Here is a 26,847-nt window from a genome sequence, read left to right on the forward strand (position 1 = left end):
CCGCGGCGGCGCCAAGCATGATCGCGCTGAGTGGGTTCTAGGAGGATTTTTCGTGCAAGAGACGGGCGTGCGCAACGGTGCCTTCGGCGCCGACAAATTCGGCTTAAAGAATCTCAAGCAGGTTCACTGGAACCTCGGTGCGCCGCAACTCTATCAATACTCACTCTCGGCGGGCGAGGCGGTGCTGTCGGCCGATGGCGCGCTCTGCGCCGACACCGGCGAGTTTACCGGCCGCAGCCCCAAGGACAAATTCACGGTGCGTGACGCCACCACCGACAAGAAGATGTGGTGGGCCGGCAACCAGTCGATCACCGCAGAGCAGTTCGAGACGCTCTACCAGGACTTCCTCAAGCATGCCGAAGGCAAGTCGCTGTTCGCACAGGACCTCTATGGCGGCGCCGATCCGGCTTATCGCATCAAGACCCGCGTCTTCACCGAGCTCGCCTGGCACTCGCTGTTCATCCGCACGCTGCTGATCCGTCCCGAGGCGATCGAGCTCTCGGCGTTCGTGCCCGAGCTCACCATCATCGACATGCCGAGCTTCCGCGCCGATCCGAAGCGCCATGGCTGCAAGTCGGAGAACGTCGTCGCGATCGATTTCGCCCGCAAGATCGTGCTCATCGGCGGCTCTTACTATGCCGGCGAGATGAAGAAGTCGGTCTTCACCACGCTGAACTACTATCTGCCTGAGCGCGGCGTGATGCCGATGCATTGCTCGGCCAATGTCGGCGCCAAGGGCGATGCCGCAATCTTCTTCGGCCTGTCCGGCACCGGCAAGACCACGCTGTCAGCCGATCCGAACCGCACGCTGATCGGCGATGACGAGCACGGCTGGGGCCCGAACGGTGTCTTCAATTTCGAAGGCGGCTGCTACGCCAAGTGCATCAAGCTGTCGCAGGAAGCCGAGCCCGAGATCTACGCCGCCTCGACCCGCTTCGGTGCAGTGCTCGAGAATTGCGTGCTCGACGAAGACACCCGCGTGGTCGATTTCGACGACGGCTCCAAGACCGAGAACACGCGTTCGGCCTATCCGCTCGAATTCATCCCGAACGCCTCGCGCACCGGCCGCGCGCCGCAGCCGAAGAACGTGGTGATGCTTGCCGCCGACGCCTTTGGCGTGCTGCCGCCGATCGCCAAGCTCTCGCCGGCGCAGGCGATGTATCACTTCCTGTCGGGCTACACCGCGAAGGTCGCGGGCACCGAGCGCGGTCTCGGCAACGAGCCACAGCCGGAATTCTCGACCTGCTTCGGTTCGCCCTTCCTGCCGCTCGACCCCAGCGTCTATGGCAACATGCTGCGCGACCTGATCGCCCAGCACAATGTCGATTGCTGGCTGGTCAACACCGGGTGGACCGGCGGCAAGTACGGCACCGGCTCGCGCATGCCGATCAAGGTGACGCGCGCGCTGCTCACCGCCGCGCTCGACGGCTCGCTTCGCAACGTCCAATTCCGCACCGACAAATATTTCGGCTTCGCGGTCCCGACCGCGCTGCCGGGCGTGCCGAGCGAGATCCTCAATCCGGTCAACACCTGGAAGGACAAGGACGAGTTCGACAAGACCGCCCGCGCGCTGGTCGGCATGTTCCAGAAGAACTTTGCCAAGTTCGAAGCCCAGGTCGACGCCGAGGTCCGCGCCGCCGCACCGGACGTGAAGCTCGCGGCGGAGTAAGGTTGTTCTGTCTTTGATCGCAAAAGGGCGGCCGCGAGGCCGCCCTTTTTGTTTGTGCGCGACTGCAAGCACATACTCGGTGTCGTCCCGGCGAAGGCCGGGACCCATACCGCGTGATCTATCGAGGGAGTGCGGTGCAGATACCGGCGAAGAGGACGTCACTACGAGCCTTCGCCAAACCAAGCCCTGTGGTTATGGGTCCCGGACTTCGCCGGGACGACGCTGGGATGATACTTCACGCCTTGAAATACGCGATCTGCGTGGTCGTCGCGAGCAGCCTTCCGTTCGGCGACCACAGCTCGGCGTTCTGGTCGGCGTAGCTCTTGTGCATGATCTTTGAATCTGCGGTCGCCAGCACGCGGGTGATGTCCTCGGCCGCGAGCTCTTCGCTGTCGGTGTGGAAATAGGTCGTCAGCGACACCGTGCCGAACGGCACCAGCTCGCGCCGGGCGTGGAAGATGCGCCCGAAGAAGGCGTCCGACATCGACATCAGCGACGGCATGTCGAGCTTGCGCGGCTCGCGATCACTGATCCAGAGCTTTGAGTAGGTGCCGGCGAGCTCGGACTTGGGCGGGCCGATCCGCATCTCGCCCTCGACGAAGCGGAATTCATACTGGTTGGCCCAGGACGCCGCGATCTTCGGGAACGGCATCGTCTGTTCAAACGGCTTTGCATCCGGATATTGCGCCACCCTGTGCTCCCAGGACGGCCGGCGTTCGGCGAATACGGCGGTGGCGAGCGTTGCGACCTCGCCGCCGCCTTGCGACAGTTCGACGCTCCAGTGCTGGCTGGAGCGGTTGGCCTTCACCAGCCGCACGTCCAGATCGAACGGCCCCTTCGCGATCGGCGCGCAGTAATTGACGGTGAGCGCCAGCGGATCGCCGGCACGTTCCGGATGCTCGATCAGCGCGCGCAAAATGGTCGCAGCCGTGACGCCGCCGAACGGGCCGACAAAGGCCCAATAGTCGTCGCTGGTATGTCCCTGCCAGCTCGAGTCGCCGGCGGTGACGCGGGTGGCGTCGTCGAAAGGGTGCGGGAGTTTGGCGTGCATCGTTCAATCCGGCTTCCAATGACGAACGTCATATCACGTCCGCCGCCGGCTTGTGCAATTACCTCGTGGGTAACCGATTTCACCTCGCGGAAATTCAGCCTGCGACGTCGCGCAGGGTCGGCAGCAGCGGTGTGGTCGGATTCACCGGCACGTTCCAGATCTCCTCGGCATATTCGCGGATGGTGCGGTCCGAGGAGAACCATGCCATGCGCGCGACGTTGAGGATCGAGGCGCGGGTCCAGGCCGGCGCCACCTGCCAGCGCGCATCGACGCTGCGCTGCGCCTCATAATAGGAATCGAAGTCGGCGCTGACCATGTAATGGTCGAGATAGCGCAGCGCATGCGCGATCGATTCGAAGCGGCCGGGATCGCCGGGCGAGAACTCGCCGACACCGATCGCGTTGATGGCGCGCTGGAGCTTTGGCGAATTGCGGATCACGTCGGAGGCGTCCAGCCCCTGCTTGCGCCGGATCATCACGTCGCCGGCTTCCATGCCGAAGATCGCGATGTTCTCCGCGCCGACATGGTCGCGGATCTCGATGTTGGCGCCGTCGAGCGTGCCAATGGTGAGGGCGCCGTTCAGCGACAGCTTCATGTTGCCGGTGCCGGAGGCTTCCATGCCGGCGGTCGAGATCTGCTCGGAGAGGTCGGCCGCGGGAATGATCACTTCGGCGAGGCTGACATTGTAGTCGGGCAGGAACACGACCTTGAGCTTGCCGCCGATGGCGGGATCGTTATTGACGACTTCCGCAACGTCGTTGATCAGCTTGATGATCAGCTTGGCGTAGCGGTAGCTCGCCGCAGCCTTGCCCGCGAAGATCTTCACCCGCGGCACCCAGTTGCCGTTGGGATCGTCCTTGATCGCCTGGTACAGCGCGACCGTCTCGATGACGTTGAGGAGCTGGCGCTTGTATTCGTGGATGCGCTTGATCTGCACGTCGAACAGCGCGGTCGGATCGACCTTGATGCCGAGCCGCTCGCCGATTAGGCGGGCCAGCGCGGTCTTGTTGTGAAGCTTGACTGCGCGGAACCTCTTCTGGAATTCGACGTCGCTGGCCCGGGCTTCGATCAGGCTGAGCTGCGTCGGATCGTCGAGCACGGCATCGCCGCAGGTCTCGCGCAATAGATCGGTCAGCTTCGGGTTCGCCAGCATCAGCCAGCGGCGGAAGGTGATGCCGTTGGTCTTGTTGGTGATGCGGCCGGGATAGAGATGGTTGAGGTCGTGGAACACGGTCTCGCGCATCAGGTCCGAATGCATCGCGGAGACGCCGTTGATGCGGTGCGAGCCGACGAAGGCGAGCTGGCCCATGCGCACGCGCCGCCCGCTCCTCTCGTCGATCAGCGAGACCGAGGCGCGAAAGTCGATGTCGCCGGGGGCGCGCGCCTCCGCGAGCGCGAGATGCTGCACGTTGATGCGGTAGATGATCTCGAGATGCCGCGGCAACAGCCGTTCGAACAGCTCGACCGGCCAGGTCTCCAGCGCCTCGGGCAGCAGGGTGTGGTTGGTGTAGGACAGCGTGGCGACCGTAATCTTCCAGGCCTCGTCCCAGCGGAAATTGTGATCGTCGATCAGGATCCGCATCAGCTCGGTGACGGCGAGGCTCGGATGGGTGTCGTTGAGTTGCACCGCGACCTTGCTCGACAGGCTGCGGAGCTGGCCGTCGGATGCTAGATGCCGCTTGATCAGGTCCTGCAGCGAAGCCGAGACGAAGAAATATTCCTGGCGCAGGCGCAGCTCGCGGCCCGCCGGGCTCTCGTCGTTCGGATAGAGGAATTTGCAGATGGCTTCGGCGCGCGACTGCTCGGCGCTGGCGCTGACATAATCGCCGGTGTTGAAGGCGTCGAGCTTCAACGGATCGGGCGAGCGTGCCGACCACAGCCGCAGCGCGTTGACGTGCTGGCCGCGCCAGCCGACGATCGGCGTGTCATAGGCCATCGCCTGCACGGTCTCGGACGGATGCCAGATCGCGCGATCCCGACCCTTGTCTTCGACATGCTCGACACCGCCGCCGAAGCGAATGTCATAGATCACTTCGGGCCGCTGCAATTCCCAGGGGTTGCCGAAGCCGAGCCATTCGTCCGGATATTCCTGCTGCCAGCCCTGATTGATGATCTGGCGGAACAGGCCGTAATCATAGCGGATGCCGTAGCCGATCGCGGGGATCGACAGCGTCGCCATGCTTTCCATGAAGCAGGCGGCGAGGCGGCCGAGACCGCCATTGCCGAGCGCCGCGTCCGGCTCGCATTTGCGCAGCTCCGGCAAGGAGACGCCGAGATCGCCGAGTGCGACCTCGAAGATCTTCAGCAGCCCCATATTGTTCAGCGCGTCGCTGAAGAGGCGGCCGATCAGGAATTCGAGCGAGAGATAATAGACGCGCTTGCGCCCCGCATCGTAGCTGTGTTTCTCCGCCGTGAGCCAGCGATGCACGATGCGGTCGCGCAGCGCCAGCGCCGCGGCCTGGTACCAGTCGTGCTTGGTCGCCATGCCCGCATCCTTGCCGATGGCAAGGCGCAGCTTCGCCAGGATCGCACCCTTGATCTCAGCCAGCGCGAGTTCGTCGATGGGCTGGTTGGGGGCGGGGAAATTGGGCTGGAACGATGAATCTTGCAAAGTCGTCACTTCCTGGTCGCGAGAACACTACTGACCCTACGCATCTTGCCTCTGTACCGGAACCATTGCTGGTGCGACCGTGCACTGCGCTGGCGTAAAATTATGCAAGGAACGGGCCGATTTGGGAACCCGGACGCATACGGGGAAACCTGGATTAGGTGCTAGAATGGCGGCCAATTCAGCCATCAGTGTGGAGGAGACGTCCATGAAAGCTCTGATGAGACCTGTGATGCGACGGCTGATCGAAATCGCCGCGGCCACCTTCCTCGTCGTCTGCATCACCGCTTCCAGCGCCGCCTTCGCCGCCGGCAAGATCGGCCGCAGCGCCGACGGCCTGAGCTGCGCGGTTTCGCTCCCGCAAAACGCATCCCCCGCCGCCCGCTGCGCCGCCATCAAGCGCCAATGCGGCGGCAAGTTTTATGCGAGCGCGTGTGGGGAAAAGTTGATGTCGGCGGCGAATTGAGTGGCTCGTGCAACGAAGTAAGGTGTCGTCCTGGCGAAAGCCAGGATCCATTACCCCGACCGTCAGAGAAGGCCCGACCGGTCATTCCAGTCGGGATTCTTCACCTCGATCAGCTTGATCTTCCAGTCCCGCTTCCAGAACTTCAATTGCTTCTCGCGCGCGATAGCTTCCTGCGGAGTGGCAAATACTTCGACGTGCACCAGGCGGAAGATCTTGTATTTCAGAACGAACTTCGAACCGCGACCCGAACGGTGCAGCTCAAGCCGTGCGCGGATGTCATTGGTGATTCCGATATAGATCGTGCCGTGATGGCGGCTTGCGAGAATGTAGACGAAGTAGCTGCTCATGGCCCAACCTCGCAAAAAGCAACGCTGACCGGGGTGATGGTGTGGACGGCCCCCTACGGCATCAGTGTGCCAGAATGAGGTTGTCAGAAACTCATTCACAGGAGCCGTCCGTGAGCCAGATTATCCGCATTGGGATGGATACGTCGAAGTATATCTTTCAACTGCATGGGGTGGATGCCTCGGAGCAGGTCGTGCTGCGCAAACGGCTTGGCCGCAAGGGGATGCTGGAGTTCTTTGCCAAGCTGCCGCCGACGGTGGTGGTGATCGAGGCGTGTGGGGCGGCTCACGTCCTGGCGCGAGAGCTAGGTAAGCTGGGACACACAGCCAAGCTGATCGCTCCGCAGCTGGTGAAACCCTACGTGGCGCGCAATAAGAACGATGGGCGCGATGCAGAGGGGCTGTGCGAGGCGGCGAGCCGGCCGCGGATGCGCTATGTGCCGGTGAAAACCGCCGAGCAACAGGCCGCGCTGATGCTGCTGGGCATCCGCGAACAACTGGTCGTGCGACGCACTCAACTTTCCAACATGATCCGCGGCTATGCGGCGGAGTTCGGTCTGATCGAGGCCAAGGGGCTGGACAAGCTGGTCTCGTTCCTGGCCGCAATCGAGCACGATGAAAGGGTGCCGACGCTGGCCCGCGAACTGTTTGCGACGCTTGCCCGCCAATATGATCAGGTGCAGGTCGAGCTGAAGGCAGTGGAGGCGAAGCTTCTCGCCTGGCACCGTGCCAATGCCTTGAGCCGTCGTTTGGCTCAGATCCCGGGGATCGGTCCGGTCACCGCCGCAGCACTGGTGATGAAGGCACCCGATCCTCACGCCTTCCGCTCGGGACGGCTGTTTGCCGCCTGGCTCGGCCTGACCCCAAAGGACCATTCCACCGCGGGAAAGACCAGGCTCGGCAAGATAACCCGTGCAGGCGATGAGACCTTGCGTCAGCTGCTGGTGCTTGGGGCAACTTCGGTGGTCAAGATCGCCAAATCGAAAGCTCGTGGGCCGAGCTGGCTGATCGAGCTTTTGAAGCGCAAAACACCGAAGCTGGCGGCGGTGGCGCTGGCCAACAAGATGGCCCGCATCGCCTGGAAGCTGATGACGACGGGAGAGCAATACGATCGCGCGCGGCTAGGGGCGCAAAACGAGGCCCAAACGGCCGCTGCCGTGTGATCGAAAGATTCGGCCGACCGGCGGGTTAGCCCCACCGGCCGAACCGGAGCTGCAAGAGCAGAGGAGATGGTGCGATCGATCGTTCGAGATGCGAGCAAATCCGTAGGACCCATTGGCCGAATAAGGTCGCATGGGTGATTGGAACTCGTGTCGCGAAAACCATCTTGGCCAGCGGTCCGACAAAGCCGCATCAACAGGCCGGACATATGGATGCAAGCGATCCGATCAAACCTCACTAAGCTCTTGTGCCACGGGGGCCGTCCACATATGGGTCCTGGCTTTCGCCAGGACGACGCTCTCCAACAATCGCGCCAGCATCAGAACAAATTAAGAACACTTTAGCAAGTCTCTGATATATCATTGTGATTCGGCGCGTTGCCGACACAATATCTAGCGTCCGCCAGACTTCGCGAGGACTACATGTCCACCATTGCCTTCGATCAATTTGCCCTCACCAGGATCGCCGATTTCGCGCGCTCGCTGTCGCGGCTGCATCAGGCGGCGCGGCGCTACGCCGTCGACGACGACCAGTTCGACCGCGAGTTCAACGCGGTGTGCCAGTCGATCTGGGGCTACACCATCGACGACGTCAGCGACGATCTGTTTTCGTCGGAGGACCATCTGTTCCTCGACACGCTGGACGAAGCGCATGCGCGCATCTTCGCCGCCGAGCAGGGTTACGACCTCGTCGACGATCAGGGCATGCTCACCGACTGGTGGGGGTTTTGCTGGATGATCCTGGCCGAGAAGCGCGGCCTGCTCACGGCAGATAACCGCGCCGCCGCGCGCGCGGCGATCGAGGAGAAATATCTGGCGGCGCCGAATGTGATCGGCGTGATCATCGGACGGTGACGGTCTCAACCCTCATCCTGAGGAGCTTGCGCAGCAAGCGTCTCGAAGGATGAAGGCCGAGCCGCAGCAGCCGGGCCTTCATGGTTCGAGACGCGCGTTCCGCGCTCCTCACCATGAGGATTTCAATCCAGCCCCGCGCGCTTTGCCGGCTTTTGTGTCTTCGGCACCGTCACGTCGGGCAGCGTCTCGCGCACGATCTCCGCGGCGGGGCCATCCGCCGCCACCGTGTCGGCGCGCACCGGCGCCACCTTCATCTCGCCGAGCCGTGCGCGGACTTGCGCAGTGAGACCGGGATAGGAGGCGACCGGGGTGAAGTCCGCCGCCTGGTCGTTGCCGACGCGGATGCCGGTATAGGCAACCAGGCCGTCGCTGGTGGCGATCACGTCGCCGGGTTTGAGCGACGAATCCAGCGCCAGATCGACCGGAGCAAGTCCGACCGGCTCGCGGCCGTTGCAGGTGCAGTCGGCGCGCAGCGCCTTGCGATAGGCGAACGCGTTCTCGCTATCGGCATAGCGCTCGCCGGTCTGCGACGCGGCGCCGTCGATCGAGGAGCCGAAATAGATCTTGGTGGCGCTCGCAGGACAGAAGGCCTGACACATCTGCGCGGGCGAGGTGAGACCGCGCATCAGCGGAAAATATTTGCCGTCGCAGCTGCGCACGCAGAACGCCGGTCCCGAGCCGCCGGCCGCGGCCGAACGTGTCGGCGGCACGTATTGCGGGGATGCGGCATTCTGCTGGCCGGTGAAGGGATCGGCGTAGGAGCTCGCCTGCTGCGGCACCTCACGCTGCGGCCGCTGCTGCTGCATTCCGCCGAAGAAGAAGTCGAACAGGCCTTCGGCCGAAACCGGGGCCGGAGCCGCAAGCAGCGGTGCTGCCAGTGTGGCGGCTACGAGCATCGCGCGACGCCGCCGGCGCGCATGGGACATGACTGTACGCAAACGCTTACTCCACCCGACGCTAACCAACCGGCCGGGACCATCAGGTCTCAGCACATGATTCACCATAAGGCGGGATGGTAAATGAGCGGTTGAGGGGGGAGGTCTTAGCGCGGACTCTCGTGCCCCGGACGCAGCGCAGCGCTCCTTGAGCGGTGCGCTGCAGAGCCGGGGCCTATGTCGATGGGGGAGCAAGGCCAGGTCCCGGTTCTGCGGCGCATCGTTACACGCTGCGCCGCGCCCGGGACACGAGAAGTATCAAGCCTTCAAGAACTCCGACGCCTTGTACAGCGAGCGGAATGGCAGGCCGGCCGCGCCAAAGGTGTCGTCGGCGCCTTCCTCGCGGTCGACCATGGTCAGCACCAGCGCCACTTCCGCGCCGGTCTCGCGCACCGCTTCCACCGCCTTCATCGCCGAGCCGCCGGTGGTGGTGACGTCCTCGACGATCACGACGCGCTTGCCCTCCAGCGTCTCGCCCCTGGGCAGCCCCTCGATCGCGAGCTTCGCGCCATGCTCCTTCGGCTTCTTGCGCACGAAGAAGGCTGCGATCGGATGGCCCTTGATCCAGGAGATCTGCGCCAGCGCGCCGGCCAGCGGCACCGCGCCCATCTCGAGCCCGCCGATGAAATCGAGATTGTCGTCCTTGAGCGCCTCATAGGTCAGCTCGGCCAGCAGGGTCGCACCCTCCGGGTCGAGCATGGTCGGCTTGAGGTTGAAATAGAAGTCGCTCTTGCGGCCCGACGCGAGCGTCACCTCGCCGCGGCCGAAGGAGCGCCGACGGATGATCTCGAACAGGCGGGCGCGGGAGGCTGATTTAGACACGGCGGGCCCTCGGGAGCGTTTTTGGAAGTGGCGGAATTTATCCGCGACGGCCCCGACATTCCAGAGGGGGCTTCCCCCGTCAACAGGGATCGGCCATCCCGGCCCGCCGGTTGTGGGGGTGCAACGTTCTGGAGTAGGTGGATGCGGGATATCTGGGGCAAGAAGACTGGGCAAGGAAACGCGACAAATGACCATCGAGCTGCACACCTGGAACACGCCGAACGGCCGCAAGGTCTCGGTTGCGCTGGAGGAGATGGGACTGCCCTACAAGGTGATCCCGGTGAATATCAGCAAGGGCGAACAGATGGCGCCGGAGTTCCTGAAGCTCTCGCCCAACAACAAGATTCCCGCGATCCTCGATTCCGATGGCCCGGACGGCAAGCCGGTCAGCATCTTCGAGTCGGGCGCGATCCTGCTGTATCTCGGCGAAAAGACCGGCAAATTCCTGCCGAAATCGCTTTCGGGCCGCATCCCCGTCTATGAATGGCTGATGTGGCAGATGGGCGGCTTCGGGCCGATGCCGGGCCAGGTGCACCATTTCATCGCGCTCGAGAACGAGCAGGACCGCGCCTACGGCCTCAAGCGCTACATGGCGGAGACGCGACGGCTCTACGGCGTCCTCGACCGCCGGTTGGAGGGCCGCGATTTCGTCGCCGGCGGGCTCTCGGTTGCCGATTTTGCCATCCTGGGCTGGGCCTGGCGTCACCCTCGCCACAAGGTTGACCTGGCCGACTTCCCCAATGTGAAGCGCTGGTACGAGGCCCTGATGGCACGCCCGGCGGTGAAGCGGGGCATGGAGGCGAAGCTGGATTGAGGGGGGAGGCTGTCGTCACCCGCGAAGGAGGGTGACCCAGTACTCTGTGACGCCAGTGATTGAGCCGAGAACCCGCGGCGTACTGGATGCCCCGCCTGCGCGGGGCATGACAGCGTCGCGCCTCACACCTTCCGCGCCTCGACCGCCATCCGCACCGCAAGCCCGGCCAGCACCGTGCCCATCAGCCAGCGCTGGACCAGCATCCAGCTTGGCCGGCTTGCGAGAAACAGCGCGATCGATCCTGCCGCGAGCGCGATCATGGCGTTCACGCTGACGCTGATCGCGATCTGGATCGCGCCGAGCACCACAGACTGCGCCAGCAGGCTGCCGGCGGCGGGATCGATGAACTGCGGCAGCAGCGCGAGGTAAAGCATTGCGATCTTCGGGTTGAGCAGATTGGTGACGAAGCCCATCGCGAACAATTTGCGCGGACTGTCGATCGCAAGCTGCTTCACCTGGAACGGCGAGCGCCCGCCCGGCTTCACCGCCTGCCAAGCCAGCCACAACAGATAACCGGCGCCGGCAAAGCGCAGCGCGTCATAGGCGAAGGGAACGGCGAGCAGTAGCGCCGTGATGCCGAACGCCGCGCACAGCATGTAGAACACGAAGCCAAGCGCCACGCCGCCGAGCGAGACGATGCCCGCCACTGGGCCCTGCGTGATCGAACGCGAGATCAGGTAGATCATGTTCGGCCCGGGCGTGAGCACGAGGCCGAGGCAGACGAGGGCGAAGCCGAGCAGGGCGGAGGTGTGGGGCATGGCTGAACCGGCGCGGGAGATGGTATGTTTCTAGTATGGGTGGCGCAGTGGGGCCATCGCGCAATTGCTCGGAGGACAATTCGATTCGCCGCCGCGCGCTCGGTGCGCTCCCTCGCCCCCGTTCTTACGGGGAGAGGGTTGGGGTGAGGGGCTCTCTCCACACATGAGATGGCCGTGGTACCTGTACCCCCTCACCCGGATCGCAAGAGCGATCCGACCTCTCCCCGCAAGCGGGGCGAGGTAAGAAAAAAATCAATGCGCCTCGTCCCAATTGTTCGCCGCGCGTGCATCGACGTGCAGCGGCACCGAGAGCAGCACGGCCGGGAACGGTGCGTCCTGCATCACGTGCTGCACGACGGGGAGCGTGGCCTCGACCTCCGCGTCCGGCACCTCGAAGATCAATTCGTCATGCACCTGCAGCAGCATCTGCGCAGACACTTTCTTCAGGACCAGGGCATCCTCCATCCGCGTCATGGCGCGGCGGATGATGTCGGCGGCGGTGCCCTGGAGCCGCGCGTTGATCGCGGCGCGCTCGTTGAAGGCGCGCACCGAGGCGTTCGAGGCCTTGATGTCGGGATAGTACATCTTCCGTCCGAACAGCGTGGTGACGTAGCCGTGGCTCCGGCAGAAGTCGCGCGTCTCGTCCATGTAGGCGCGGATGCCGGGGAAGCGCTCGAAGTATTTCTTGATGTAGGCAGAGGCTTCTTCGCGCCCGATGCCGAGCTGGTTGGCGAGGCCGAACGCCGAAATGCCGTAGATGATGCCGAAATTGATCGCCTTGGCGCGGCGCCGGATTTCGCTCGGCATGCCCTTGATCGGCACGCCGAACATTTCCGATGCCGTCATGGCGTGAATGTCGAGACCGTCGCGGAACGCCTGCTGCAGCACCGGGATGTCGGCGATCTCGGCGAGCAGCCGTAGCTCGATCTGCGAATAGTCGGCGGAGACCAGCTTGTGCCCCGGCGTTGCGATGAAGGCGCGGCGGATTTTTCTGCCGTCCTCGGTGCGCACCGGAATGTTCTGCAAATTCGGCTCGTTCGACGACAGCCGGCCCGTCGTGGTGGCGGCCAGTGCGTAGGTCGTGTGGACGCGGTGGGTCTGGGCATTCACGTAGGTCGGCAGCGCATCGGTGTAAGTCGATTTGAGCTTCGAGACCTGGCGCCACTCCAGAATTTTCTTCGGGAGGTCGTGGCCCTGCTCGGCGAGCTCGTCGAGCACCTGAGCGGTGGTGGACCACGCGCCGGTCTTGGTCTTGGTTCCGCCGGACAGTCCCATCTTGCCGAACAGGATGTCGCCGATCTGCTTCGGGCTGCCGACATTGACCGGCTCGCCCGCGATCTGCTGGATCTCGGCCTCGACGCGCGCCGCGGTCTGGGCGAAGTCGCCGGAGAGGCGCGACAGCACCTGGCGGTCGATCGAGATGCCGCGCCGCTCCATCCGCGCGAGCACCGATACCAGGGGCCGTTCCAGCGTCTCGTAGACTGTGGTCATGTGCTCGGCGACGAGGCGTGGCTTCAGCACGCGCCAGACGCGCAAGGTCACGTCGGCGCCTTCCGCCGATAGCGGCGCGGCCTTGTCGACCGGCACCTGGTCGAACGTGATCTTGCCCTTGCCGCTGCCGAGCAGCTCGCCCTCCTTGAGCATGGCGTGGCCGAACCAGCGCTCGGACAGCTGCTCTAGCGCGTGCGAGCCGCGGCCGGCGTCGAGCACGTAGGAGATCAGCTGCGCATCGTCGGTGTTGCGCAGTGTGATGCCGTGCTGCGCCAGCATCACCGCGGTGAATTTGACGTCGAAGCCGATCTTGAGAATGCCTGGTGATTCCAGTACCGGCCGCAGCGCCTCGATCGCCTCGGCATGCTTGACCTGGTCGGGCGCGAGGCCCGCGTCGAACAGGCCGGCACCGCCACCGGACTGCTTGTGCGCCAGCGGCACGTAACACGCATCGTTGGGCGCCAGTGCGAGCGCGATGCCGCAGAGATCGGCCTGCATCGGGTCGATCGAGTTTCCCCGGATTTCGACCGCGACATGGCCGGCATCATGGATGCGCGCGATGAAGGCGTTCAATTCCGCGAGCGTCTTGATGGCCTGGTACTTGCTGCGGTCAACCGGGAGCTTGCGCAAAGCCTCTTCGCGCGCGGCGGCGAGAGAAATCGGCGCGCCCTTCGGGCTCGCGGCCTTGTCCTCCTTGGTTGCCGATGCGTTGCGCTGGCCCACTGGCGCTTGCGGCGGCGCGCCGGTTCCCGGGGCCGGCACGACGTCCGAAGGCGGCAGCGGCGAGAAGACGCTGGCACCGCTGGCATAGCCTGGATCGGCATCGACGTTGGCCGGATCAATCTGCGAGAACTCAGCGACGCGGCGCGTCAGCGTGGAAAATTCCATCGCCTTCAGGAACGCGATCAGCTTGCGCGCATCGGGTTCGTGGACGGCGAGATCGTCCAGCGGGACTTCGAGGTCGACCTTATCGTCGAGCAAGACGAGCTGCCGGGAGATGCGCGCCTTGTCGGCGTTCTCGATCAGCGCCTCGCGCCGCTTCGGCTGCTTGATCTCGGTGGCGCGGAACAGCAGCTGCTCGAGATCGCCGTATTCAACGATCAGCTGCGCGGCGGTCTTGATGCCGATGCCGGGCACGCCAGGAACGTTGTCGGTGGAATCGCCGGCCAGCGCCTGCACTTCCACCACCTTCTCCGGCGGTACGCCAAACTTCTCGATCACCTCGGGGATGCCGATGCGGCGGTCCTTCATGGTGTCGTACATGGTGACGCAATCGGTGACGAGTTGCATCAGGTCCTTGTCGGAGGACACGATTGTCGCGCTCGCGCCGCGCTCGCAGGCTTGCCGCACATAGGTCGCAATCAGATCGTCGGCCTCGAAGCCGACCTGTTCCAGGCAGGGCAGGTCGAAGGCGCGCACCGCTTCGCGGATCAGCGCGAATTGCGGGATCAGATCGTCCGGGGCCGGCGCCCGGTGCGCCTTGTACTCAGGATAGATCTTGTTGCGGAAGGTGATTTCCGACTTGTCGAAGATGATCGCCAGATGCGTCGGCCGGTTGTCCTCGGGCATCTCGCGCAACAGCTTCCACAGCATGTTGCAGAAACCGAGCACGGCATTGACCTGCAAGCCGTCGGACTTGCGGTTCATCGGCGGCAGCGCGTGATAGGCGCGGAAGATGTAGCCGGAACCGTCGACCAGGAAGACATGGTCGCCCTTGCCGGCGGCCTTGGCGCCGATTGGTTTGGCAGCAGCTGTCGCAGCAGCCGGCTTTGTTTCGGCCTTGGTCTTCGGGGATGTCTTGGGAGATGTCTTGGGCATGGCCGCAATGTATGAATTTTTGCGGACTTTGACAGCCTTGGGAGGGGGATTTTTGGACCCGTGGCGCTGCTATCCCCACTGTCATTCCCCGCGAAAGCGGGGAATCCAGTACGCCGCGGCTTCTCGGCTCAATCACTGACGTCTCGGCGTGCTGGGTCGCCCGGTCAAGCCGGGCGACGACATCGAGAGGGCGGCTATTCCGCCGCCTGCAGCACCGGCCCTGTCTTCTTCGGCGCGATCCAGAACGCATCGGGCCGCTCGAACAGGAAATTGCCGCCAAGGCGCAGTGCGACCTGCCAGATCGCGAGCGAGCCGATCACGCCGGCGATGGTCACGATCAGCGATACCGCACCGATGTCGGGAATGATGCCCGTGCGCAATAGCAGCGTCCGTGTCGCCGCCATCGGCAGGAAGAAGGCGAGATAGATCACGATCGAATGCTCGCCGCAGAAGCGGAAGACGTTCAGCCATTGCGCGCGCGCGAGCAGCGTGCCCATCGTGATGATGGCGCAGGCGCCGGCGAAGCCGAGCACGAGCGATACGAATTTCCACTCGCTGGCCCCAAGCGTAACGAGGCCGGCATTGACCAGCGCCCATGCCGCGAGCGCTGCCAGCGCCCATGCCGGATGATTGCGCGCGCGGTCCGACAGCGCGAACACGTAGGGCGCGAACAGATAGCCCGAATAGAAATAGACGAAACGCGCGCAGAACTCGTCGATCGCGGTCCAGCCGGTTGCGACACGCGCCGTCTCCAGCGCGGCCGCGATCAGCCAGATCGCGGGCGGCGGGACCAGCCGTGTCAGTTTTGTGACGACGAAGAAGATCGGCAGGAGGTAGATGAACCACAGCGTGCCGAACGGCTCGACGAACGATTCCAGATATAGCAAGCCGGCGTCGCGCCAGCTCGTTTCCGCCGCGAAGGCGGGAGCCTTGAAGCCGAACTGGATTGTCACCCAGACGACATAGAAATAGGCGAAATGCACCACCTTGCGGTCGAGATAGGTTCGCCAGTCCCGGTCGATCACCAGTGGCAGGAACAGGCCCGAAATCAGGAAGAAATCCGGCATCCGGAACGGCTTTGCGAAAGCCACCACGACATGCATGAAACCGGTCTCGCCGGCGGCAAGCTCGACCCCCAGCACCGAATGCATCATCACGACCATGACGATGCAGATGCCCTTGGCGTAATCGACCCAATCGACACGCGCAGCAGACGGGGCCTTGAGTCCCCCGCTCGCGGCGATTGTGCCTGATAGTGCCATGGTGTCTCTTTTCGAGGCGTGTTCCGCCGGGATCTGTGTGAACGCGGAGCAGTTTGGCGCCTTGCGGCTTACGATTGCTTAACTGGTACAATTGCCGTGCCGATTTTTGCACGCGGGCTGTTCCCTCACCCCGGGAAAATGCTAAACCGCCTTGGAATTGCGGTTTCGTTAACCAAGCCAAACAGGGTTTCTCATGCGCATTGCGATGATCGGAACGGGCTATGTGGGACTGGTGTCCGGGGCCTGCTTTGCGGATTTCGGTCACGACGTCGTCTGCGTCGACAAGGACGAGAAGAAGATTGCGGCCCTTCATCGCGGCGAGATCCCGATCTACGAGCCCGGGCTCGACGAGCTGGTGGCGACCAACGTCAAGGCCAAGCGGCTGGAGTTCACCACCGATTTGTCCAAGCCGGTCGCGGATGCCGATGCTGTCTTCATCGCGGTCGGTACGCCGTCGCGCCGCGGCGACGGCCACGCCGATCTGTCCTACGTCTATGCGGCTGCGAAAGAGATCGCGCAGTCGCTGTCCGGCTTCACCGTCGTGGTGACCAAATCGACCGTGCCGGTCGGCACCGGCGACGAGGTCGAGCGCATCATCCGCGAAACCAGCCCCAAGGCCGACGTCGTCGTCGCCTCGAATCCCGAATTCCTGCGCGAGGGCGCGGCGATCCGCGACTTCAAATTCCCCGACCGCATCGTCGTCGGCACCTCCGACGAGCGCGGCCGCAAGGTGATGAGCGACATCTATCGGCCGCTGTCGCTGAACCAGGCGCCGTTGATGTTCACGGAACGCCGCACCGCCGAGATGATCAAATACGCCGCCAACGCCTTCCTCGCGACCAAGATCACCTTCATCAACGAGATCGCGGACCTTTCGGAAAAGGTGGGGGCCAACGTGCAGGAGGTCGCGCGCGGCATTGGCCTGGACAACCGTATCGGCACCAAGTTCCTGCATGCCGGCCCGGGCTTCGGCGGCTCGTGCTTTCCGAAGGACACCAAGGCGCTGATCAAGATCGCGCAGGACTACGATGTGAGCCTTCGCATCGTCGAATCCGTGCTGGCGGTCAACGAGAACCGCAAGCGCGCGATGGCGCGCAAAGTGAGCCAGGCGCTCGGCGGCTCGCTGCGCGGCAAGACCATCGCTGTGCTCGGCCTCACCTTCAAGCCTGACACCGACGACATGCGCGATGCGCCGTCGATCCCGCTGGTCACGGGCCTGATCGACATGGGCGCCAAGGTGAAGGCTTTCGATCCCGTCGGCATGGAGCAGGCGAAGGGTGAGCTGCCCAGCATCACTTATTGCGAGGACGCCTATTCCTGCGCGGAAGGCGCCGATGCGATCGTGATCGTCACCGAATGGGTGCAGTTCCGCGCGCTCGACCTCGACCGGCTGAAAGCGACCATGGCGCAGCCCGTCATCGTCGACTTGCGCAACATCTACCGCCCCGAGGAGATGGCTGCGGCCGGCTTCGTCTATGAGAGCGTTGGACGGCCGCCGGTGCAGGGCTAGCGATCCAACGTCGCAACGATTCCGTCATGGCCGGGCTTGTCCCGGCCATCCACGTCTGTTTTCTAGTGTGACGACGTGGATGCCCGGCGGCTTCCGTGCGCAGACGCGCCTCGCGCTCTTGCCCGGGCATGACGAATGGACAGGCCTTGCCCCGCAGTTTTGACACGCCGCTCCCGATCGATGCCGTGCTCGACGAGCTCTCGCGCACGTTGGAGGCGCATCATGCCGCCGTGCTGGTGGCGCCCCCGGGGGCCGGCAAGACTACGCGCGTGCCGCTGGCGCTGCTCGATGCCCCCTGGGCCATGGGCAAGAAGATCATCGTGCTGGAGCCACGGCGCATCGCGGCGCGCGCCAGCGCCGACCGCATGGCCAAATCACTGGGCGAACGCGCCGGCGAGACTGTCGGCTATCGCGTCCGCTTCGGCTCGAAGATATCGCGCGCGACCCGCATCGAGGTGGTGACGGAGGGTATCTTCACCCGCCAGATCCTCGACGATCCCGAGCTGTCGGGCATCGCCGCCGTCCTGTTCGACGAATTCCACGAGCGCTCGCTCGACGCCGACATGGGCCTCGCGCTGGCGCGCGATGCACAAACCGGCCTGCGCGAGGATTTGCGCATCCTCGTGATGTCGGCCACGCTCGATGGCGCCCGCGTGGCAAAATTGCTCGGCGAAGCGCCCGTCGTCGAAAGCGAGGGCCGCGCCTTTCCAGTCGAGACGCGCTATCTCGGCCGCAAGGCGGATGTGCCGGTGGAGCGGCAGATGGCGGACGCGATCGCCTCGGCGCTGCGGGCCGATGCCGGCTCGGTGCTGGCGTTCCTGCCGGGCGCCGCCGAAATCCGCCGCACCCAGAGCCTCCTCGCCGAGCGCGTGCAGGATTCCAGCATCGAAATCGTGCCGCTGTTCGGCGCGCTCGACGCCGCCGTGCAGGATCGTGCCATCTCGCCGGCACCCAAGGGCACGCGCAAGGTGGTGCTGGCGACCTCGATCGCGGAGACCTCGCTCACCATCGAGGGCGTGCGCATCGTGGTCGATTCCGGTCTTGCCCGCGTGCCGCGCTACGAGCCCGACATCGGCCTGACCCGGCTCGAGACCGTGCGCGTCTCGCGCGCGGCGGCGGACCAGCGCCGCGGCCGCGCCGGCCGCACCGAGCCCGGTGTCTGCTACCGGCTCTGGGACGAACCTCAGACAGCCTCGCTCGCGCCCTACACCCAGCCCGAGATCCTCAGCGCCGATCTGTCCTCGCTGGTGCTCGATCTCGCGCAATGGGGCGTCGCCGATCCTGCCGCACTGTCGTTTCTCGACCCGCCGCCGCAGCCGGCCTGGAAGGAAGCAAAAAGCCTGCTCTCCGAGCTCAACGCGCTCGATGGCGATGGCCGCATCACCGCGGAAGGCAAGAGCCTGCGCGCGCTGGCGCTGCCGCCGCGGCTCGCGCGCATGATCGTGGATTCGCATCGTGCCGGCGAGGGCGAAGCCGCCGCCGAGATAGCTGCCATCATCACCGAGCGCGGGCTCGGCGGCGACAGCGTCGATCTCGAGCACCGGCGGGATCAGTTCCGCCGCGACCGTTCCCCGCGTGCCGCAAGCGCGCGCGACCTCGCGCGGCGCTGGGCCTCGCAGGTGGCGGCGTCAGAGAAGGCGGCGATCGGAGAAGCTGGCCTCTCGACCGGCCTGATGCTGGCCTACGCCTTCCCGGATCGCGTCGCGCGCAACCGCGGCAACGGCAGCTTCGTGCTCGCCAATGGCCGTGGTGCCGCCGTCGATCAGACCTCGTCACTCGCGCGCGCCCCCTATATCGCGATCGGCGAGATGACAGGCACGGCGGCGAGCGGACGCATTCTGCTCGCAGCGCAAATCTCGCAGGACGAGATCGAGCGGCATTTCGCCGAGCATATCGAATCCGTCGAGGAGATATCGTTCGATCGCGGCGCGATGGCGCTGCGGGCGCGGCGCAAGCGCGCGCTGCACGCGATCACGCTCTCCGAGGCGACACTCGCCGTATCGCCCTCGGAGGACACTGCGCGCATCTTCGCCGACGGACTCATTGCCGCCGGCCTCGACCGGCTGCCCTGGTCGAAGGCCGCCAAACAATGGCGCGATCGCGTGATATTTTTGCGCAAGGCCGAGGGCGACAGCTGGCCCGACCTCTCGGACGACGGGTTGATCACGCGGCGCGACGACTGGCTGGTGCCGGCGCTCTACGACAAGATCGCGCTGAAGGATATCTCCGCCGGCGATCTCTCCGACGCGCTGACGGCATTGTTGCCGTGGGAGATGCGCGCGCGGCTCGACCGCGAGGCGCCGACGCATTTCGAGGCGCCGACCGGCAGCGTGCTCGCCATCGACTATGAAGCCGAGCAGGGGCCGACCATCGCGGTACGGCTCCAGGAATTGTTCGGCCTCAACACCCATCCCTCGATCGCCGCCGGCAAGGTGCCGCTGGTGCTGGAACTGCTGTCGCCGGCGCAGCGCCCGGTGCAGGTGACGCGCGATCTCCCTGGTTTCTGGCGCGGCAGCTACAGTGCCGTGCGCTCCGATTTGCGCGGCCGCTACCCGCGCCATCCCTGGCCGGAAGATCCGGCGAATGCGCTGCCGACCCGGCGGGTCAAGCCGCGCGGGACGTGAGGCGGAGTGGGGCTGTTTATCGCGGTAAATGGCGGTTCTGGGTTCGTCGATGAGCTCTCGTTTATGCGCTGCGGAGGCGCTCCGAACGAGCGAAAGCGTCACAGCTCTCAGGATGAGGGTCTCACAAAATTGCATTCTGCCCGGAAATCGCTATTTTCCGCGGCCCGGAGGCCCCTTAGATGTCCGTTATCGATCTTGCCGCGAACCCGAGCGATCTGCGTGCGCTCGCCGAACAATCCAACGCCTGGCCGTTCGAGCAGGCGAAGGCCATTGTCGCGCGGCTGAAGAAAAGCCCGAAGGACGAGGTGCTGTTCGAGACCGGCTACGGGCCATCAGGCCTGCCGCATATCGGCACCTTCGGCGAGGTCGCGCGCACCTCGATGGTGCGGCACGCCTTCCATGTGCTGACCGAGAACAAGATCAAGACCCGCCTGCTCGCGTTCTCCGACGACATGGACGGGTTTCGGAAAGTGCCCGACAACGTCCCCAACAAGGAGATGCTGGCCGCGCATCTCGGCAAGCCGCTGACGCGCGTGCCGGACCCGTTCTCCAACGAGTACCCGTCGTTCGGGCACCACAACAATGCGCGGCTGCGCGCCTTCCTCGATCATTTCGGCTTCGACTACGAGTTCGCGAGCTCGACCGACTATTATACGTCCGGCCGTTTCGACGCGACGCTGCTCAAGATGCTGGCTGCCTACGACAAGGTGATGGCGATCATCCTGCCGACGCTCGGACCCGATCGCCGCGCGACCTATTCGCCGTTCCTGCCCATCAGCAAGACCACGGGCGTCGTGCTGCAAGTGCCGATGATCCGGCGCGACGTTGCAGCCGGCACGGTGACCTATCTCGATCCCGATACCAACCAGGAAGTCGAGACGCCCGTCACCGGCGGCAACGTCAAGTGCCAATGGAAGGCCGACTGGGCGATGCGCTGGGTCGCGCTCGGCGTCGACTACGAGATGGCCGGCAAGGACCTTATCGACTCGGTCAAACTCTCCGGCGCGATCGCGAGGGCGCTCGGCGCCACGCCGCCGGAGGGCTTCAACTATGAGCTCTTCCTCGATGACAAGGGCCAGAAGATCTCGAAGTCGAAGGGCAATGGGCTGACCATCGACGAATGGCTGCGCTACGCCTCGCCGGAATCGCTGTCGCTGTTCATGTACCGCGAGCCGAAGGCGGCCAAGCGGCTGTATTTCGACGTCATCCCGCGCAACGTCGACGACTACCAGCAGTTCATCGACGGCTTTGCCAGGCAGGACGCCAAGCAGCAGCTTGGCAATCCGGTCTGGCACGTTCACAGCGGCCATCCGCCGAAGTTCGACATGCCCGTCACGTTCCAGCTCTTGCTGACGCTGGTGTCGTCGTCGAATGCGGAGAATGCCGAGACGCTGTGGGGTTTCATTGGCCGCTATCGGCCCGGCGTGAGCCCACAGACGCATCCCAAGCTCGACGCGATGGTCGGCTACGCCATCAATTACTATCGCGACTTCGTCGCGCCGACGAAGACGTTCCGCGAACCGACCGAGACCGAGCGCGCGGCGCTGCAGGATTTGCGGGATGCATTATCGCAGCTTCCGCAGGACGCCTCGGCCGAGGACATCCAGAACGTCGTCTACGAGATCGGCCGCCGCGAGCCGTTCCTCGACCAGGTCAAGAAGGGCAAGGACGGCCGTCCCGGCGTGACACTCGACTGGTTCAACATGCTCTACCAGGTGCTGCTCGGCCAGGAAAAGGGCCCGCGCTTCGGCTCCTTTGTCGCGGTGTATGGCGTGCAGAACGCGGTCAACATGATCGACGGCGCGCTGGCGCGGAGTGCGTGAGGCGACCGCTTCCGTTGTAGCGAACTCGTAGCCCGGATGAGCGAAGCGACATCCGGGGTTTTCGCTAGCTAGCCGCACCAGCGGTCCCGGATGTCGCTTTGCTCATCCGGGCTACGGACCTTCAGCCCCCGCTCAGATCGACCGCAGCACGTAGCGCCGGTTGTCCTTCTGCACCGGGCGCGCGTTCATCGGATAGAGCTTTGCGAACGCGGCGACATCGGTGGCCGACACCTGGATCGGGTTGGTCAGCAGCAGCCATTCGACGACCTCCGAACAGGGCGGCGTCGTCAGCGAGCCGGGATAGCGGAAGTAGCTGAGCCTCGTGGGCAGCATGGCGTGGGGATCGATGGTCGTGTCCGCCTTCACCGCGGGGCCTTCCGCGGCCGGCATGGTCTTGACGATCTTGCCGAAGGCCGGGTTCGGCTTGCCCTCGGCCATCAGCACGCCGACCACGGCGAGCCCGCCGGCATCGTTGCGGTGAACGAAATGCGCCTCCATCGGAAAATTCTTGCCGCCGATCATGTGCTCGCTCGGGCGGTGGAAATGCACCTGGAGCAGCTTGTATTTGACGTCGCCGAGCGTGAGCGTGCTGCCCTCGGTGAAGTTGAGCTGGATCGTGTGCCCGTTGTTGACGATGGTGTCGGCGCTCTTGCCCCAGTTCAGCTTCAGCGCGGGCAATTGCGATTTGACCGTCGCCTCGATGTCGATCGGCGATTGTTGCAGGCCGACTGCGCAGGCCTTGTTGGCCGCGTCGAGATCGCCCCATTTGGCCGGCGCGCCGACGCCCTCATAGCTCCAATGCGCACCTTCGGCGGCGAAGGCCGGCTTGCAGAGCGGACAAAGCGCAAGACCCGCGAGGGCCTTCAATGCGTGACGGCGATTCATCATATTCCCCCTAACATGAACTTGCTCGGCAATAAGTGGCCGCAACCTATGCGAGAGAGATGTTGAGTCGCAAGGCTGTCTGCGGCGGATGCGGCGCGGCTGAAATCATCGCCGGTCACGACGCGCAAGGGAGACGCGATCACTGGATTGCCCACACGATCCGGGCGATCCAACCGACCTCGCTCGCCGCCATCCTGCGCTCGGCCTGGGAGGCATCGAGCGGCTGCAACTCCAGAGCCTTTGTCGTGCGGCGCTTCAGCGTCGCCACCGTCACCTCGCCAGTCTTGGTCTTCACCACCACGCGATCCCCTTTGTGGATCGGCGCGCCGGGCGCGACCAGGATGATGTCGCCGTCGCGATAGGCAGGCGCAAGCGCTTCGCCGGTAATCTGCAGCGCGAAGCTGTGGTTGCCTTCGACGGCGGGAAGGGCAAATTCGATCCAGCCCTTGCCGATGGGAAAGCCGGACTCGTCGAAGGCGCCGCTCACGCCTGCCAGCGCGAAGCGGAGCAGCGGCACCGAGCGGCCGCCGCCTGCCTCGTCGCCGACCAGCCTGGCAAAAATGTCGATCGAGGAATCTGCCGCCGCCAGCGCTTTCGCGATCGATTCGGTCGAGGGCCAGCGCTCGCGGCCGTCGGAGGTGACGCGCTTGGACTTGTTGAAGGTGGTGGGATCGAGCCCGGCGCGTTTGGCGAGGCCCGACGGCGACAGGCCGGCGCGCGCCGCCAGCCGATCCAGTGCACCCCAGATCCGGTCGTGAGTGAGCATCCTCTGCGCTTTGGCCTGCCTGACCATGAAAGGTCCAGCCCGTCGCAACTCAGGAAAACTATCCGCGAATCAACCGGTTTTCCGCTTTTTGCGCAAGGGGCGCAGTGAGCGTGTTTTCAAGCGAACCGGGTACCGGTTCGCGCCAGGAATGCGTCAAAACAGGAATTTGGAGCCCTGCTTCGATTTCATCGGAGCGGAAATGGCTCTAAGTCTTGAGTTCGGAGGGGGCGGCCATTACGGTCGCGCCCGGGTTTCAGGGACCCGCACGACCCAAAAACCCCAAAAGACTCAACGAGCAAACAGGGCTGCGTAAGCGGTGGTCAAGATCTACAAAATCTGTCCGGCCTCGGCCTGGCGCGAGGCGGAACGGCAGGGTGTCTACCGCGGCAGCGCGGACGATTTGCGCGACGGATTCATCCATTTTTCGACCGCCGCCCAGGTTCCCGAGACACTGCGCAAGCATTATCTCGGGCAGCGCGCGTTGTTCCTGGTCGAGGTCGACGGCGACGCACTCGGCAGCGCATTGCGCTGGGAGCGTTCGCGCAATGAGGAGCTGTTTCCGCATCTCTATGGCGAGCTCGATCTCGGCGCGGTGATTGCCGTGATGAACCTCAACACGCGCTCCGACGGCGGCCACGATGTTCCGGAGCTTGCCCCGTGATCCGCGCTTTCGACGCTCTCTCGCTGCCGGTGTTGCGTTGGCTCGATCCCGAGGATGCGCATCGCCTCGCGATCCAGGGCCTGCGCTTCCTGCCGCCGGGCAAGCCGCACGCTGACGATCCCAAGCTTGCGGTGCGTGCGTTCGGGCTCAACTTCCCCAATCCGATCGGCATGGCCGCGGGCTTCGACAAGAGCGCCGAAGTGCCGGATGCGCTGCTGCGGCTCGGCTTCGGCTTTGTCGAGATCGGCTCGGTGACGCCGAAGCCGCAAAGCGGCAATCCGCGACCGCGGCTGTTTCGTCTGGAGCGCGACGAGGCCGTGATCAACCGCATGGGCTTCAACAATGACGGCGCGGAGACAGCCCTGCGCCGGCTCGCGGCGCGCGCGCAGCATGGCGGCATCGTCGGCGTCAATGTCGGCGCCAACAAGGACTCGCCCGATCGCGTCAACGATTACGTCAAGCTGATCGAGACCTTTGCGCCGGTCGCGAGCTATTTCACCGTCAACGTCTCCTCGCCGAACACGCCGGGCCTGCGCAATCTGCAGGAAGGGGCGCTGCTCGACGATCTCCTCGCCAGGGTGATCGACGCGCGCCAGCGGGTGCGCGAGAGCGCCGGCGACACGCCGGTGCTGCTCAAGATCGCACCGGATTTGAGCCTCGCCCAGCTCGACGACGTCGTGCAGGTCGCGCGCTCGCGCCGGGTCGACGGCATGATCGTGTCGAACACGACGATCGCGCGGCCGAGCACGCTGCGCGAGGAGACGCGCGCGAAGGAGCAGGGCGGCCTGTCCGGCCGGCCCCTGTTCCGGCTGTCGACGCGGATGGTCGCGGAGACCTATGTGCGCGTCGAGGGCGCATTCCCCCTGATCGGCGTCGGCGGCGTGGATTCTGGCGGCGCCGCGCTGACGAAGATCCGCGCCGGCGCGAGCCTGATCCAGCTCTATTCCTCGCTGGTCTACAAGGGCCTCGGCCTCGTCGACGAGATCAAGCGCGATCTCGCCTCGACGCTCCTGCGGACGGGGCGGGATTCTCTCTCCGAGATCGTCGGCTCCGACGCCGCCACGCTGACGGCGGAAGACTGGCCGGGAATGTAGTTCGCGCCGCGTAGCCCGGATGGAGCGCAGCGCAATCCGGGATTCTATCCGCGGACGCGAAGGCCCCGGATTACGCTTTCGCTCCATCCGGGCTACGCGTTACAGCGACTGCTTCGAAAACGTCTTCCTGTACAGCGCCGGATAGCGCGCGGCCTGCAAGCCGCCGCGCGAGACGTAGGAGGCGATCAGCGCACTCCACAGCCCGGCATTGCCGAACGATTGCAGCGCCCACCATGCGGCGAGGAAGATCGCGAGCGAGGCCAGCATCAGATTGCGCATCTCGCGCGCCCAGGTCGCGCCGATATAGATTCCGTCGAAGCCGAAGGCGAACACGCCGGGAATCGGCGCGAGCACGACGAAGGGCAGGAATTCCCGCGCGCCGCGACGGACGGCTTCGCTCGTCGTCATGAAATCGATCAAGTTCGGCCCGAACAGCGCAAACAGCGCGGACACGACCAGCGCGAAGCCGAGCCCCCATAGCAGCACCAGCCGGGTCGAATCCGCAAATCCCCTGGCGTCGCGTGCGCCGAGCGTACGGCCGCAAAGCTGCTGGGCTGCGTTCGCAAGACCATCGAGGAAGAAGGCGCTGACCAGCAGAAAGTTGTTGAGCACGGAATTGGCGGCCAGCGTGACGTCGCCGGCCCGCGCGCCCTTGGCGGTGAAAAACAGAAACACCGCGATCAGCGCCGCGGTGCGGATCAGGATGTCGGAGTTCACCGCCAGCAGCCGCATCAGCTTGGCCCGGTCGAACAGCTCTGCGTATGGCACCGCGAACCCGCCGTCCGCATAACGGCGGCAGACGATCATGCCGAGCCCGAATCCTGCCGCTTCAGACAGCAGCGCGGCGATCGCAGCACCCGCGATGCCGGTGTCGTAGACCAGCACCAGCAGGATCGTCGCCGCCGCGTTGACGAGATTGATGACAACCTGGAGCGCGAGCGCCGGATTGGCGCGAGCCTGGCCGACCAGCCAGCCGAGGATGACGTAATTGGCGAGCGCCAGCGGCGCCGACCAGATTCGGATCACGAAGTAGGTTTTCGCCGCGCGCGTGACGCCTTCGCTGCCGCCCATCAGGTCGAGCAGCACGGAGGCCAGTGGCAGTTGCAGCGCGATCAGGGCTACGCCGATCAGGCCGGCCACGATGAAGCCGCGCACCAGGATCGCGGTCAGCTCGCGCGTCTCGCCGGCGCCGAGCGCCTGCGCGGTGAAGGCGAGCGTGCTCATGCGCAGGAAGCCGAACAGCCAGAACAGGCAATCGAAGATGACGGACGCGATGGCGACGCCGCCGAGCAGCGCGGCATCGTCCAGCCGTCCGATCGCGGTGGTCGAGACCACCCCGATCAGCGGCGTGGTGAGATTCGCGACCATCGCGGGGCCCGCGATGGCGAAGACCTGACGGGAACCGATCTTCAAGTGAACGGGTGCGTGCAT

General features: G+C 64.8%; 21 protein-coding genes. 10 read left to right on the top strand and 11 right to left on the bottom strand.

What is annotated here, in order from left to right; all coding sequences use genetic code 11:
- The first annotated feature begins 52 nt into the window (after window positions 1-52).
- On the top strand, window positions 53-1,669 hold the full coding sequence (locus BRA471DRAFT_RS04715; protein ID WP_007605007.1) for a phosphoenolpyruvate carboxykinase: 1,617 nt from the start codon (window positions 53-55) through the stop codon (window positions 1,667-1,669).
- Window positions 1,670-1,904: 235 nt separating this feature from the next.
- Here the strand turns inward: BRA471DRAFT_RS04715 and BRA471DRAFT_RS04720 are convergent, their stop codons facing one another.
- Both BRA471DRAFT_RS04720 and BRA471DRAFT_RS04725 read right to left on the bottom strand, forming a co-directional pair.
- Window positions 1,905-2,720: an acyl-CoA thioesterase II gene (locus BRA471DRAFT_RS04720; RefSeq protein WP_007605009.1), complete on the bottom strand. Its 816-nt coding sequence runs from the start codon at window positions 2,718-2,720 to the stop codon at window positions 1,905-1,907.
- A 94-nt stretch (window positions 2,721-2,814) separates the two neighbouring features.
- Window positions 2,815-5,331 carry a glycogen/starch/alpha-glucan phosphorylase gene (locus BRA471DRAFT_RS04725; RefSeq protein WP_007605010.1) on the bottom strand — a complete coding sequence of 839 codons (2,517 nt, stop codon included), beginning with the start codon at window positions 5,329-5,331 and terminating at the stop codon, window positions 2,815-2,817.
- Window positions 5,332-5,560: 229 nt separating this feature from the next.
- Here BRA471DRAFT_RS04725 and BRA471DRAFT_RS04730 point away from each other — a divergent pair, with 229 nt between their 5' ends.
- A complete protein-coding gene (locus BRA471DRAFT_RS04730; RefSeq protein WP_088931313.1) occupies window positions 5,561-5,794 on the top strand; it encodes a hypothetical protein in 234 nt (77 codons plus the stop codon).
- Between the two features lie 62 nt (window positions 5,795-5,856).
- On the opposite strand, the gene BRA471DRAFT_RS04735 is transcribed toward BRA471DRAFT_RS04730, so the two are convergent.
- Window positions 5,857-6,141 (bottom strand): GIY-YIG nuclease family protein, encoded by a 285-nt coding sequence (locus tag BRA471DRAFT_RS04735; protein ID WP_007605012.1) that lies wholly within the window; start codon window positions 6,139-6,141, stop codon window positions 5,857-5,859.
- A gap of 110 nt (window positions 6,142-6,251) precedes the next feature.
- Here BRA471DRAFT_RS04735 and BRA471DRAFT_RS04740 point away from each other — a divergent pair, with 110 nt between their 5' ends.
- Window positions 6,252-7,301: an IS110 family transposase gene (locus tag BRA471DRAFT_RS04740; RefSeq protein ID WP_007604958.1), complete on the top strand. Its 1,050-nt coding sequence runs from the start codon at window positions 6,252-6,254 to the stop codon at window positions 7,299-7,301.
- A gap of 420 nt (window positions 7,302-7,721) precedes the next feature.
- Window positions 7,722-8,153 carry a hypothetical protein gene (locus BRA471DRAFT_RS04745; protein ID WP_007605013.1) on the top strand — a complete coding sequence of 144 codons (432 nt, stop codon included), beginning with the start codon at window positions 7,722-7,724 and terminating at the stop codon, window positions 8,151-8,153.
- A 122-nt stretch (window positions 8,154-8,275) separates the two neighbouring features.
- On the opposite strand, the gene BRA471DRAFT_RS04750 is transcribed toward BRA471DRAFT_RS04745, so the two are convergent.
- Together BRA471DRAFT_RS04750 and pyrE are read right to left on the bottom strand one after the other, a co-directional pair.
- Entirely contained in the window at window positions 8,276-9,049 is a 774-nt protein-coding gene (locus tag BRA471DRAFT_RS04750; RefSeq protein WP_007605014.1) for a DUF2865 domain-containing protein, read from the bottom strand.
- Between the two features lie 297 nt (window positions 9,050-9,346).
- The gene (pyrE, locus tag BRA471DRAFT_RS04755; RefSeq protein ID WP_007605015.1) at window positions 9,347-9,910 is read right to left on the bottom strand and encodes an orotate phosphoribosyltransferase; all 564 of its coding nucleotides are present in this window, start codon (window positions 9,908-9,910) and stop codon (window positions 9,347-9,349) included.
- Between the two features lie 187 nt (window positions 9,911-10,097).
- Between pyrE and BRA471DRAFT_RS04760 the strand changes: the two genes are divergently transcribed.
- Window positions 10,098-10,724 (top strand): glutathione S-transferase family protein, encoded by a 627-nt coding sequence (locus BRA471DRAFT_RS04760; protein WP_007605016.1) that lies wholly within the window; start codon window positions 10,098-10,100, stop codon window positions 10,722-10,724.
- Between the two features lie 122 nt (window positions 10,725-10,846).
- Here BRA471DRAFT_RS04760 and BRA471DRAFT_RS04765 read toward each other — a convergent pair whose 3' ends face one another.
- The 3 genes from BRA471DRAFT_RS04765 to BRA471DRAFT_RS04775 form a co-directional block, all read right to left on the bottom strand.
- Window positions 10,847-11,482 carry a LysE family translocator gene (locus BRA471DRAFT_RS04765; protein ID WP_007605017.1) on the bottom strand — a complete coding sequence of 212 codons (636 nt, stop codon included), beginning with the start codon at window positions 11,480-11,482 and terminating at the stop codon, window positions 10,847-10,849.
- Window positions 11,483-11,734: 252 nt separating this feature from the next.
- The gene (gene polA, locus BRA471DRAFT_RS04770) at window positions 11,735-14,791 is read right to left on the bottom strand and encodes a DNA polymerase I (RefSeq protein WP_007605018.1); all 3,057 of its coding nucleotides are present in this window, start codon (window positions 14,789-14,791) and stop codon (window positions 11,735-11,737) included.
- A gap of 194 nt (window positions 14,792-14,985) precedes the next feature.
- Window positions 14,986-16,053 carry an acyltransferase family protein gene (locus BRA471DRAFT_RS04775; RefSeq protein ID WP_007605019.1) on the bottom strand — a complete coding sequence of 356 codons (1,068 nt, stop codon included), beginning with the start codon at window positions 16,051-16,053 and terminating at the stop codon, window positions 14,986-14,988.
- Window positions 16,054-16,246: 193 nt separating this feature from the next.
- Here BRA471DRAFT_RS04775 and BRA471DRAFT_RS04780 point away from each other — a divergent pair, with 193 nt between their 5' ends.
- The 3 genes from BRA471DRAFT_RS04780 to BRA471DRAFT_RS04790 all read left to right on the top strand — a co-directional run bounded on the left by BRA471DRAFT_RS04780 (window position 16,247) and on the right by BRA471DRAFT_RS04790 (window position 22,010).
- Entirely contained in the window at window positions 16,247-17,563 is a 1,317-nt protein-coding gene (locus BRA471DRAFT_RS04780) for a UDP-glucose/GDP-mannose dehydrogenase family protein (RefSeq protein WP_007605020.1), read from the top strand.
- A gap of 146 nt (window positions 17,564-17,709) precedes the next feature.
- The gene (gene hrpB, locus BRA471DRAFT_RS04785; protein WP_035974663.1) at window positions 17,710-20,187 is read left to right on the top strand and encodes an ATP-dependent helicase HrpB; all 2,478 of its coding nucleotides are present in this window, start codon (window positions 17,710-17,712) and stop codon (window positions 20,185-20,187) included.
- 179 nt (window positions 20,188-20,366) lie between these two features.
- Window positions 20,367-22,010, top strand: a complete 1,644-nt coding sequence (locus BRA471DRAFT_RS04790; RefSeq protein WP_007605023.1) for a lysine--tRNA ligase — start codon at window positions 20,367-20,369, stop codon at window positions 22,008-22,010.
- 132 nt (window positions 22,011-22,142) lie between these two features.
- Here the strand turns inward: BRA471DRAFT_RS04790 and BRA471DRAFT_RS04795 are convergent, their stop codons facing one another.
- Both BRA471DRAFT_RS04795 and BRA471DRAFT_RS04800 read right to left on the bottom strand, forming a co-directional pair.
- Window positions 22,143-22,895, bottom strand: coding sequence for a carbonic anhydrase (locus tag BRA471DRAFT_RS04795; RefSeq protein ID WP_007605024.1), 753 nt, complete (start codon window positions 22,893-22,895; stop codon window positions 22,143-22,145).
- A gap of 139 nt (window positions 22,896-23,034) precedes the next feature.
- On the bottom strand, window positions 23,035-23,688 hold the full coding sequence (locus BRA471DRAFT_RS04800) for a helix-turn-helix transcriptional regulator (protein WP_007605025.1): 654 nt from the start codon (window positions 23,686-23,688) through the stop codon (window positions 23,035-23,037).
- 289 nt (window positions 23,689-23,977) lie between these two features.
- Between BRA471DRAFT_RS04800 and BRA471DRAFT_RS04805 the strand changes: the two genes are divergently transcribed.
- Window positions 23,978-24,322, top strand: coding sequence for a DUF952 domain-containing protein (locus BRA471DRAFT_RS04805; protein ID WP_007605026.1), 345 nt, complete (start codon window positions 23,978-23,980; stop codon window positions 24,320-24,322).
- Window positions 24,319-25,416 carry a quinone-dependent dihydroorotate dehydrogenase gene (locus BRA471DRAFT_RS04810; RefSeq protein WP_007605028.1) on the top strand — a complete coding sequence of 366 codons (1,098 nt, stop codon included), beginning with the start codon at window positions 24,319-24,321 and terminating at the stop codon, window positions 25,414-25,416. The genes BRA471DRAFT_RS04805 and BRA471DRAFT_RS04810 overlap by 4 nt, the downstream gene beginning before the upstream one ends.
- 99 nt (window positions 25,417-25,515) lie before the next feature.
- Here BRA471DRAFT_RS04810 and BRA471DRAFT_RS04815 read toward each other — a convergent pair whose 3' ends face one another.
- Window positions 25,516-26,847, bottom strand: a complete 1,332-nt coding sequence (locus BRA471DRAFT_RS04815) for an MATE family efflux transporter (protein ID WP_007605029.1) — start codon at window positions 26,845-26,847, stop codon at window positions 25,516-25,518.

This window comes from Bradyrhizobium sp. WSM471, from assembly GCF_000244915.1.
Classification (GTDB): Bacteria; Pseudomonadota; Alphaproteobacteria; order Rhizobiales; family Xanthobacteraceae; genus Bradyrhizobium.

Bases quoted from the DNA above. Each gene is read 5' to 3' on its own strand.
- BRA471DRAFT_RS04780 (WP_007605020.1), top strand. From the start codon at position 16,247: ATGCGCATTGCGATGATCGGAACGGGCTATGTGGGACTGGTGTCCGGG.
- BRA471DRAFT_RS04760 (WP_007605016.1), top strand. From the start codon at position 10,098: ATGACCATCGAGCTGCACACCTGGAACACGCCGAACGGCCGCAAGGTC.
- BRA471DRAFT_RS04775 (WP_007605019.1), bottom strand. From the start codon at position 16,053: ATGGCACTATCAGGCACAATCGCCGCGAGCGGGGGACTCAAGGCCCCG.
- BRA471DRAFT_RS04765 (WP_007605017.1), bottom strand. From the start codon at position 11,482: ATGCCCCACACCTCCGCCCTGCTCGGCTTCGCCCTCGTCTGCCTCGGC.
- BRA471DRAFT_RS04815 (WP_007605029.1), bottom strand. From the start codon at position 26,847: ATGCACGCACCCGTTCACTTGAAGATCGGTTCCCGTCAGGTCTTCGCC.
- BRA471DRAFT_RS04720 (WP_007605009.1), bottom strand. From the start codon at position 2,720: ATGCACGCCAAACTCCCGCACCCTTTCGACGACGCCACCCGCGTCACC.
- polA (WP_007605018.1), bottom strand. From the start codon at position 14,791: ATGCCCAAGACATCTCCCAAGACATCCCCGAAGACCAAGGCCGAAACA.
- BRA471DRAFT_RS04730 (WP_088931313.1), top strand. From the start codon at position 5,561: ATGCGACGGCTGATCGAAATCGCCGCGGCCACCTTCCTCGTCGTCTGC.
- BRA471DRAFT_RS04750 (WP_007605014.1), bottom strand. From the start codon at position 9,049: ATGCTCGTAGCCGCCACACTGGCAGCACCGCTGCTTGCGGCTCCGGCC.
- BRA471DRAFT_RS04790 (WP_007605023.1), top strand. From the start codon at position 20,367: ATGTCCGTTATCGATCTTGCCGCGAACCCGAGCGATCTGCGTGCGCTC.
- BRA471DRAFT_RS04735 (WP_007605012.1), bottom strand. From the start codon at position 6,141: ATGAGCAGCTACTTCGTCTACATTCTCGCAAGCCGCCATCACGGCACG.
- BRA471DRAFT_RS04800 (WP_007605025.1), bottom strand. From the start codon at position 23,688: ATGGTCAGGCAGGCCAAAGCGCAGAGGATGCTCACTCACGACCGGATC.
- BRA471DRAFT_RS04745 (WP_007605013.1), top strand. From the start codon at position 7,722: ATGTCCACCATTGCCTTCGATCAATTTGCCCTCACCAGGATCGCCGAT.
- BRA471DRAFT_RS04795 (WP_007605024.1), bottom strand. From the start codon at position 22,895: ATGAATCGCCGTCACGCATTGAAGGCCCTCGCGGGTCTTGCGCTTTGT.